The organism is Salipiger sp. (assembly GCF_048261495.1).
Taxonomy (GTDB): Bacteria; Pseudomonadota; Alphaproteobacteria; order Rhodobacterales; family Rhodobacteraceae; genus Salipiger.
Genome location: NZ_JBLXFX010000015.1, coordinates 79,589 through 88,631 on the forward strand (window position 1 = coordinate 79,589; position 9,043 = coordinate 88,631).

8 protein-coding genes and 2 pseudogenes are annotated in these 9,043 nt (G+C 67.5%); 9 read left to right on the plus strand and 1 reads right to left on the minus strand.

What is annotated here, in order from left to right:
• Positions 1-29 precede the first annotated feature (29 nt).
• Genes ACN0RJ_RS20960 through ACN0RJ_RS20995 form a run of 8 tightly spaced genes read left to right on the plus strand, consistent with a single transcriptional unit; the run spans position 30 to position 7,223 of the window.
• Positions 30-1,091 carry a hydroxyacid dehydrogenase gene (locus ACN0RJ_RS20960; RefSeq protein WP_417725547.1) on the plus strand — a complete coding sequence of 354 codons (1,062 nt, stop codon included), beginning with the start codon at positions 30-32 and terminating at the stop codon, positions 1,089-1,091.
• A gap of 28 nt (positions 1,092-1,119) precedes the next feature.
• Positions 1,120-2,073 (plus strand): tripartite tricarboxylate transporter substrate binding protein, encoded by a 954-nt coding sequence (locus tag ACN0RJ_RS20965; protein WP_417722342.1) that lies wholly within the window; start codon positions 1,120-1,122, stop codon positions 2,071-2,073.
• A 60-nt stretch (positions 2,074-2,133) separates the two neighbouring features.
• Positions 2,134-2,604, plus strand: coding sequence for a tripartite tricarboxylate transporter TctB family protein (locus ACN0RJ_RS20970; protein WP_417725548.1), 471 nt, complete (start codon positions 2,134-2,136; stop codon positions 2,602-2,604).
• Positions 2,605-2,615: 11 nt separating this feature from the next.
• A complete protein-coding gene (locus ACN0RJ_RS20975) occupies positions 2,616-4,139 on the plus strand; it encodes a tripartite tricarboxylate transporter permease (RefSeq protein ID WP_417722340.1) in 1,524 nt (507 codons plus the stop codon).
• Between the two features lie 27 nt (positions 4,140-4,166).
• Positions 4,167-5,051: a hypothetical protein gene (locus ACN0RJ_RS20980; RefSeq protein WP_417722339.1), complete on the plus strand. Its 885-nt coding sequence runs from the start codon at positions 4,167-4,169 to the stop codon at positions 5,049-5,051.
• Positions 5,052-5,065: 14 nt separating this feature from the next.
• Entirely contained in the window at positions 5,066-5,560 is a 495-nt protein-coding gene (locus ACN0RJ_RS20985; RefSeq protein WP_417725549.1) for a PPC domain-containing DNA-binding protein, read from the plus strand.
• The gene (locus ACN0RJ_RS20990; RefSeq protein WP_417722337.1) at positions 5,557-6,540 is read left to right on the plus strand and encodes a 2-hydroxyacid dehydrogenase; all 984 of its coding nucleotides are present in this window, start codon (positions 5,557-5,559) and stop codon (positions 6,538-6,540) included. The genes ACN0RJ_RS20985 and ACN0RJ_RS20990 overlap by 4 nt, the downstream gene beginning before the upstream one ends.
• An 11-nt stretch (positions 6,541-6,551) precedes the next feature.
• Positions 6,552-7,223: an RraA family protein gene (locus ACN0RJ_RS20995; protein ID WP_417725550.1), complete on the plus strand. Its 672-nt coding sequence runs from the start codon at positions 6,552-6,554 to the stop codon at positions 7,221-7,223.
• Between the two features lie 335 nt (positions 7,224-7,558).
• Here the strand turns inward: ACN0RJ_RS20995 and ACN0RJ_RS21000 are convergent.
• Positions 7,559-7,738, minus strand: a pseudogene (locus tag ACN0RJ_RS21000) (integrase core domain-containing protein); the annotation flags it as partial.
• Between the two features lie 67 nt (positions 7,739-7,805).
• Here ACN0RJ_RS21000 and ACN0RJ_RS21005 point away from each other — a divergent pair.
• Positions 7,806-8,986 (plus strand): annotated as a pseudogene (locus ACN0RJ_RS21005) (IS5 family transposase).
• The last annotated feature ends 57 nt before the right edge of the window (positions 8,987-9,043 follow it).

Here is a 9,043-nt window from a genome sequence, read left to right on the forward strand (position 1 = left end):
GACGATCTTGCGATGGTCCCCCCGAGACCTTGGAGGAGATCGTTCTGCCGATGCGCATTCTAGTTACAGCCACGGGCCTGCACGAAAAGGGACGTCAGGTGTTGAGCCGGGCAGGCTGCGATGTCCGTTTCGAGACGGCTCCCGAGGCCATCGCCGCCGCGGTGCGCGACTGGCAACCGCATGGCATCCTGTCCCGCACCGTCGAACTGCCGGGCGAGGTGATGCGCCGGGGCCGGGATCTGTCGGCCATCGTGAAGCACGGCGCGGGCGTCAACAACATCGACGTCGAGTCGGCCACGCGGCAGGGCATTCCCGTCTTTGCGACGCCGGGCGCCAATGCCCATTCGGTCGCCGAATTCACCGTCGCGCTGATCCTGTCGGTCTGCCGGCAGGTCCCGCGTTTCGACCGCGAAGTGCGCGACGGGCTCTGGGATCGCCGCGGAGAGGGACGGCAGTTTTCCGGAATGACGCTGGGGCTCGTGGGGTACGGCCGCATCGCGCGCCGGGTGGCGCGCATGGCGGCCTGCCTCGGGATGAGCGTTGCCGCGACCGATCCCTTCGGAGACGCCGCCGCGGCGCGCCGGGCAGGTGTCAAATGGTATGACGGTCTCGACGATCTTCTGGCGGGCGTCGACGTGCTGAGCCTGCACTGTCCGGCCGAGCGCGGCGCGCCGCCGATCATCGACGCCGCGCGGCTCGAGGCGATGAAACCCGGTGCCTTCCTCGTCAATACCGCGCGCGGAGAGCTGGTGGACGAAGCCGCCCTGGCCGCCGCGCTGGCCTCGGGGCATCTCGCCGGGGCGGCGCTCGACACGCTGCAGCAGGAGCCTCCGGTCGCGGATCATCCGCTTCTGACGGCGCCCAACGCCATCCTGACCCCGCATGTGGGGGGCTCCACGCCCGAGGCGCTGGAAGCGATGGCCGTCGGCGCGGCGACGACGCTGGTCAGCTACCTGCGCGACCTTGCATCGGGGGGCGCCCCCGGTGAGGAGATCTGGAGCCGGTGCGTCAACCGGGCCGGAATCGAGGGCAGGGCAAAGGACATTTTCAAGGCGCCGGGCGGTACACGCCCCCGGCACATCGCGGAATAACCGCAATCAACCCAGGGAGGACCCAACCATGAAGACACTGGCAGCACTTGCCTTCGGCCTCGGCCTTGCCACGGCGACCGCCGCGGCGGCGGCGGATTACCCGGACGGCCCGATCCGGCTCATCGTGCCCTATTCCGCCGGCGGCGGCACCGATCTTTCCGCCCGTCTGCTCCAGCCGCATCTCTCCGAAGCGATCGGCGGTCCGGTCGTGGTCGAGAACCGTCCCGGCGGCGGCGGCTGGGTCGGCTGGTCCGAACTCAAGGACGCCGAGCCGGACGGCTACACCATCGGCTACATCAACCTGCCCAACCTCATCGTGGGCTACGTCAATCCCCAGATGGCGCGGAACGAAAGCTGGAAGGATTTCGAATTCCTGACCAACCACGTGGTCGACACCGGCGTGATCGCGATCCGGCCCGGGGACGAGCGTTTCTCGGATGCCGCGGGTCTGATCGACTACGCCAAGGACCACGCCCTGTCGTTCTCGAGCAGCGGTGTCGGCTCGGCCACGCATTTCGCCGGGCTCAAGATGAACGCCAAGCTCGGCACGCAGTTCAAGTTCCTGCACGCCGGTGGCACGGCGGAATCGATCCCTGCGATCCTCGGCGGCAACCTCGACGTGCTGGCCGCCGGTGTGGGCGAGGTCATGGGGTCCTTCAAGAACGGCGATCTCGTTCCCGTCGCGGTGTTCGGCGAGGCGCGCAACGAGATGCTGCCCGACGTGCCGACCCTGACCGAAGTCACCTCGGAGCCGTTCGAAGTTCTCCTGCGACGCGCAATCGCCGCGCCGAAGGGTCTGCCCGAGGACCGTCGCGAGGCGCTGGTGACCGCGCTTGTGGCGGCGCAGACGAACGATCAGCACAAGGCGGATCTCGCCAATGTCGGGCTGATCGCGGACGACATGACCGGCGAGGCCCTGGATGACATGGTCTCGACGATGGAAAGCGACATCATCTCGTTCAAGCCCGAGCTGGGCTGGTAACAAGGCAACGCCGGGCCGTTTCCCGCGGCCCGGCCATCCAAGGAGGGGGGAGGCAGACAGATGCGCACTACCGCGTTACAGGACCGGATCGTTGCGGTCATCCTGCTGGTGCTCGTGGCCGGAGGCTTTGCGGTCACTTTCGATTTTTCCGCCATCGCGCTTTATCCGAGGCTACTTCTCGGGGCGATGGCACTGATGGCGGCGGCGATCGGGCTGCGCAGTTTCCTGCCCGCCCGGCCCCGTGAGGCGGGGCTGCCGGACGATGCCGAAGGCCCCGACGAACTGCCGCTGATCCCGGCGCGGTTGACCCAGCCGGTGACCATCGCCGCGATGATGGTGCTCTACGGCCTTGCCATCCCGCTGCTGGGCTACTTCACCGCCACCCTCGTCGCCGTGCCGGTGATCCTGCTGTGGATGGGGGTGCGGGGGGCTTTGCCCGTACTCGTCCTGACGCTCGGCTTTGCCGGTTTCGTCTACGTGCTCTTCCGCCTGCAACTCGGCGTGCCCCTGCCGCGCGGCCTGCTGTTCTGAGGTCCAAAGACATGACACTCGACCTGTTTCAAACGGTCCTTGCGGGCCTGTTCTCTCCGATGCTGCTGGGGCTGATGATCCTCGGCGTGGCTGCGGGCATCGTGGTGGGCGCGCTGCCCGGCCTCTCGGCGACCATGGCGCTGGCGCTGATGATCCCCGTCACCTACGGGATGGAGCCGCTGCCGGGCATCCTGCTGCTCGTCTCGATCTACTGCGGCAGCATGTTCGGCGGCTCCGTCCCCGCGATCCTGCTGCACACGCCGGGCACGCCCTCGGCCGCCGCCACCGCCATCGACGGCTACCAGATGGCGCGCAAGGGGCAGGGGGGGCGTGCGCTCGGCATCGCGGCGCTGGCCTCCACGGTGGGGGGCGTCTTCAGCGCGCTGGCGCTGGCCTTCATCGCGCCGCCGCTGGCAAGGATCTCGCTCCTCTTCAGTGCGCCGGAATATTTCCTGATCGCGATCTTCGGCCTGTCGATCATCGCGACCGTGGTCTCGGGCTCCCTGCTCAAGGCGATGTTCGCGGGCACATTCGGGCTTCTGATCGGGACGGTGGGCATCGACATCTTCACCGGCTACCCGCGCTTCACCTTCGGGCTGAGCGAGCTGCAATCCGGGGTGTCGCTGGTGCCCGCGATGATCGGGCTGTTCTCGGTCTCGCAGATCATGATCCAGATCGAGGCCGACCGCGCCGCCGGGCGTGCCACCGCCGACGGCCCGCTGGCACTGGGGCGCATCCTGCCCAGTCTGGCCGACATCCGCCGCCTGTGGCGCACCATCGCGTCGAGTTCGGTCGTCGGGCTGATCCTCGGCATCCTGCCCGGCACGGGGGGCGAAATCGCCTCCTGGGTCGCCTACAGCAACGCCCGCCGCCGCTCTGCCGACCGCGATTCCTTCGGCAAGGGCGCACCCGAGGGCGTGGCCGCCCCGGAGGCCGCCAACAACGCGGTGACGGGCGGCGCCATGATCCCGCTGCTGACGCTGGGCATCCCCGCCAACATCGCCACGGCGGTTCTGATGGGCGGCTTCCTGATCCAGGGGCTGACACCGGGGCGGGGCCTCTTCACCGAACAGGCGGAGCTGACCTATTCGATCATCTTCGGCTTCGTCCTCGCCAACGTCATCATGGGCCTCATCGCCATCGGCGCCTCGCGCTGGCTGGCGCTGGTGTCCCGCGTGCCGCAACGGCTGATCGTGCCGCTGATCCTCGGCTTCAGCGTGGTCGGCTCCTACTCCATCGGCAATTCCATGTTCGATGTCTGGGTGATGCTGGCCTTCGGTGTGCTCGGCTTCCTCGCCCGCCGCACCGGGTTCCATCCGGCGCCCATCGTGCTCGGCATGCTGCTCGGCCCCATCGCCGAAGCGGGGCTGCGCCAGTCGCTCGTCATGGCCGACGTCGCGGGCAAGCCGCTGGCCCTGATGATCCTCACCCGGCCCATGTCGCTCGCGATCGTCGCCCTGATGATCCTGACCTTCGCGGGGCCCCCTCTCATCCGCGCCGTTTCGCGCCGCCGCCTCGCGCAGCGCACGGCCTGACCCCTGCCCATCAACGGAGAAAGACCCATGAACCAGACCGTCAAACCCACCGCCCTGCCCAAGGCGACATCCGCCGAGATCGAAGAGATCGCCGCCTATTTCCGCTCGCCGCACTGGCTCGATGCCGTCAAGGCGATGGCGGAACCGGACGAGGAACTCTACCACGCCCATCTCTACATCCGCACGCAGATCCACCCGCTGAGCCTCGAGGAAATCGTCAAGGGCTGGTTCGCCCGCAACGGCATGCCGGTGCATCGCAAGATCGAGATCTTCACCTCCGGCCAGGTGCATGACGCCGGCTCCATCCACGGCATCGAACCGCAGGGCCTGCCGCATTTCGACCTGCTATGGCAATGGGCGCCGGACCGGCTGATCGAACCCGCGCCCCGCGCCGAGAATTTCGAGGTCTGGGGCGAGCGCTACATGGAGGCCTTCCTGGCGAAATTCCCGCTGCGCACCGAGGCGACCGATCAGGACCGCGCCGAGCTGGACGCCTATTTCGCCTCTCCCGCCTGGGCGAAATACTGCGAGCTGAACGAGCACCCGGACGTGGTGCACATCCACGCCAACGTGGAAACCTCGCTGCATCCCTCGATCATCCGCGAGGCGGCGCTCAAGGCGATGGCCGCGCGCGGATGGGAGGTCGAGCACGCGGTGCCGGTCGCCTTCAACATGCGCGGCCAGATGCACGGGAAGGTGGTCTTCATCGCAAACAAGCCGGAAAAGATCTTCGACATCGCCTGGTGCTACAACCCCACCGTCGGCATCATCCCCTCCACCCGCTACTGGCTGACCACCGAAAGCCCGACCCACGACGCGCGCACCATGCACGAACTGCCGCTGCTGCTGAAGCGCAACCCCTACCGCTTCCTCTCGCTGGCCGAGATCGAAGCCGTGCTGAACGCCATCTGACCCCGGAGAGACCCATGACCCATCCCTTCAGCTCCGCCGCCGGCCGCCAGGGCCGCGTGATCGCGGCCCGCATCCACCCCGGGCAGGACGTGCTCGAAGCCATCGAGGCGGTGTGCCTTGCCCACGACCTGACCTGCGGGCAGATCACCACCTCCATCGGCAGCCTGAGCCGCGTCGCGCTGCACTATGTCAGCCGCCTGAAGCCCACCGCCGCCGAGGGTTACAACACGAAGATGGTCCTCGAAGGGCCGCACAGCCTGCTGACCGGGCAGGGCCTCGTGACCGAGGGCGACGAACCGGGGCGGCTCAACATCCATTACCACGCGGTCGTCAGCGGCGCCGAGGATGTGATCTACGGCGGCCATATCGAAGCGGGAACCATCACGCTGACCACGCTCGACCTCTTCGTCTCCGAGGTCGAGGGCGTCGCGATCACCCGCGCGCGGGATCCCGAAACCGGCGCGCTGGTCTCCTTCATGGCGCCCGCCAAGGTGGAGGAGGAGGCATGAAGGTCTTCATCACCCAGACATTCGAGCAGGAGGCCATCGACCGGCTGGAGGCGGCCGGCCACGAGGTGAACTGCACCGGCGTCAGCCGGCCGCTGACCCGGCAGGAGTTCCTCGACGGGCTGTCGGATGCCCATGCGGTGATCTTCGTCTGGCACACCGAGCAACTGGATGCCGAGGCGCTGGACGCCGCGCCCCACCTGCGCATCGCCGCACGGCGCGGCGTCGGCTACGACAACATCGACGTGGCCGAATGCACCCGGCGCGGCATCCCGGTGACGGTGACGCCGGTGCACACCCACACCATCGCCGACCTGACCTTCGGCCTGATGATAAACGCCGCGCGGCGTCTGCACCATGCCGACGCCTTCGTGCGCAACGGCGAATGGACCGAGGCGGGCACCTGGGTCGCCGAGAAGTTCATGGGCTACGATGTCGCCTACAAGACCATCGGCGTCATCGGCTTCGGCATGATCGGCAAGCACATGGCGCGGCGGGCGCGCGGGTTCGAGATGGAGGTGCTCTATCACGACCCCGTCCGCCAGCCCGAGGCCGAGGCGCAGATCGGCGCCACCTGGGTCGAACTCGACGACCTCTACGCCCGGTCCGATTTCATCACCCTCAACTGCGCGCTGACGCCCTCGACCCAAGGCATGATCGACCGCGCCGCCATCGCCAAAATGAAGGATACCGCCGTGCTGGTGCTGTCCGCACGCGGCGGCATCGTCGACGAGACGGCGCTCTACGAGGCGCTGAGCACCGGCAAGCTCGGCGCCGCCGGACTGGACGTCTTCGAGGAGGAGCCGGTGGACCCGAACAACCCGCTCCTGAAGCTCGAGAACACCGCGTTCTCCCCCCATCTCGGCACCAGCGTGCGCGAGACGCGGGTGCTGATGGCCACCACGGCGGCAGATGACGTGATCCGCGTTCTGGGCAACGAACAACCGAAATTTCCGCTCCGGCGCCAGCCGGTCGCTGCCTGAAGGACGCTCCGATGGAAGGATTTCGTATCAGATCGGCGTTCGAGCGCGCTTCGCCCGAATGCCTGACCCGCCTTGCCGCGCTGCCCGTCGCCAATGTCAGCGACTGCATGGGCCGGATGAATGCCGGCCCGTCCGGGCTGCGCCCCTATCACCGCGGCGGGGCCATGTGCGGCCCGGCGCTCACCGTCCGGTCGCGCCCCGGCGACAACCTCATGCTGCACAAGGCCATCGACATGGCGCAACCGGGTGACGTGATCGTCTGCGACTCCGGGGGCGACCTGACCAACGCCATCATGGGCGAGCTGATGCTGGCCCATGCCCGGCAGCGGCAAGTGGGCGGCTTCGTGATCCACGGCGCCATCCGCGATGTCGACGCCATCGGCGCCCAGGACCTGCCGGTCTTCGCCATGGGCGTGACCCATCGCGGCCCCTACAAGGACGGCCCCGGCGAAATCGGCTTTGCGGTCTCGCTCGGCGGCATGGTGATCGCCCCCGGTGACGTGGTCATGGGCGATGCCGACGGCGTGCTCGCACTCCCCGCCGCCACCGCATCCGAGATCGCCGCCCGTGCCGAGGCCAAACAAGGCGCCGAGGCCGCCCAGATGGACCGCACCCTCGCCGGAACGCTGGACCGGTCCTGGGTCGACAAGGCGCTCAAGGACCGCGGCTGCGCCTTCCTCTGATCGGCGGCAAGCGCCATGACCTGCGGACAGGCAGCGCGCGCAACCCGCGCGCTGCCTCCGGCACCGGGCGAGGCGCCGGCACGGGGGCCCGTCGCTTGGACCCGGGCTGACAATGCCTGCACCCGACTCTATTGCACAAATCGGGTGTTGGTCGAGTTTCCCCTTTTTCCGAACCGACTTATGCCACCGCTTCGGTGACGGTGACGGTGACGGTGACGGTGACGGTGACGCCAGGCGCGGTGTAGCCGTTGAGCACGGCTATGCGGAGCTGAAGCTCCGCGACCAGGCGGCCGAAGTGGGCTACACCCCATCCGTTGGACAGGATCTGGCGTAAATTAGGCTACTCGTTGCACCTGCTGATCAGGTTGGTTGATATCATTTCTCTGCCTATAGACCGGCGCCGGAGGCTTGCCGCCGAGGGCTGAATGAGGGCGCTGGTGATTGTAGAAGGTCATCCATTTCCGGATGGCCGCCTTCGTCTCCGATCCTGTCTGCCAGGCATGCAGGTAGACGCACGGCGTTGTTGCAGAACTCAGCCGGTGAAGGATTCACATCGGGAATCCAAGCGGTTATACGAGCTGCATGAGCAAGCCCAAGCCCGCCCGCTACCGCACGACGAACTGGTCCACCTACAACGAAGCACTCAGGAAGCGCGGGTCGCTGCTGATCTGGCTGGACAAGGAGATGACCTGGCACGCGCCGCATGAGGGACGCCCGGGGGCGCCCGCCGGTCTTTTCGAATGCCGCAATCCGGTGCTGCCTATCTGCTGCCCGACAGGGCATTGCGTAGCAATGTCCCGAAAGGGGATCAAGGTTCTGTTCAAGCTGCCGCTCAGGCAGACTGCCGGGATGGTCGCGAGCCTCCTGCGCCTGGCAGGGCTGGACTGGCCCGTTCCAGACTACTCGACGCTGTGCCGCAGACAGAAGACCCTCAAGGTGCAGATCCCCTATCGTCGTTCCGACGGGCCGCTGAATCTGCTGGTGCCCTCTCGGGACATTGTTGGCGCAATGCCCTGCAGGGTGACAGACAGCACCGGCATCAAGTTTCTTGGCGACGGCGCCCTCTCATGGTTTTTGAGCAAACCATTGCCGGGTGGTAAATGGCAGGCCCGCAAGCATGGCGTTCAGGGTCGTCGCCAATGGCGCAAGGTGCATCTGGCGATGGACACCGCCACCTCGGATATCCGGGCCGTCGAGTTCACCCCCCAGCCGGGAAGGCCCCTCTCGGGACATTGCTGGCGCAATGCCCTGCCGGGCAAGGGACAGCCCCGTCCTGCCGGACCTGTTGGGCCAGATCCCCGAGGACGAGGACATCGGCACCGTGACCGCGGATGGTGCCTACGATACCCGCCGATGCCACGGCGCCGTCATCGCACGCGGCGGCACGGCAATCATACCGATGCGAAGGAACGGTCGGGCCTGGAAAGAGGACTGCCCGGCCGCCAAGGCGCGCAACGAGACCCTTTGCGCCACGCGTCACTACGGTCGGGCATTCTGGAAACACCTCTCGGCAGCATCCTTCGGATGCGCCTGCCGGGCAGTTGGTGGACCGGATACCACGCCCGCAGCCGCGTGGAGGCCAAGCCTCTCCGGACATCGCTGCGCGACGCCCTGACGGCCGGTGGATGCGATGCCTGAAGGCCTTCGGTGAGCGCATCGCCGCGCGGGATCCCGATCGTCAAACCGCCGAAATCCACATCCGGGTCGCCCTTATCAATCGCTTCAACGCGCTCGGCACCGCCGAGGTCGTCCGCGTGGCCTGAGCCTGAACGGGAAAGGGGCACTCACGCCTCAGGCAGCCTTTCTGCAAAAACGCCACG

Coding starts and splice junctions, on each gene's coding strand:
- ACN0RJ_RS20990 (WP_417722337.1), top strand. CDS start 5,557: ATGAAGGTCTTCATCACCCAGACATTCGAGCAGGAGGCCATCGACCGG.
- ACN0RJ_RS20980 (WP_417722339.1), top strand. CDS start 4,167: ATGAACCAGACCGTCAAACCCACCGCCCTGCCCAAGGCGACATCCGCC.
- ACN0RJ_RS20985 (WP_417725549.1), top strand. CDS start 5,066: ATGACCCATCCCTTCAGCTCCGCCGCCGGCCGCCAGGGCCGCGTGATC.
- ACN0RJ_RS20970 (WP_417725548.1), top strand. CDS start 2,134: ATGCGCACTACCGCGTTACAGGACCGGATCGTTGCGGTCATCCTGCTG.
- ACN0RJ_RS20975 (WP_417722340.1), top strand. CDS start 2,616: ATGACACTCGACCTGTTTCAAACGGTCCTTGCGGGCCTGTTCTCTCCG.
- ACN0RJ_RS20965 (WP_417722342.1), top strand. CDS start 1,120: ATGAAGACACTGGCAGCACTTGCCTTCGGCCTCGGCCTTGCCACGGCG.
- ACN0RJ_RS20995 (WP_417725550.1), top strand. CDS start 6,552: ATGGAAGGATTTCGTATCAGATCGGCGTTCGAGCGCGCTTCGCCCGAA.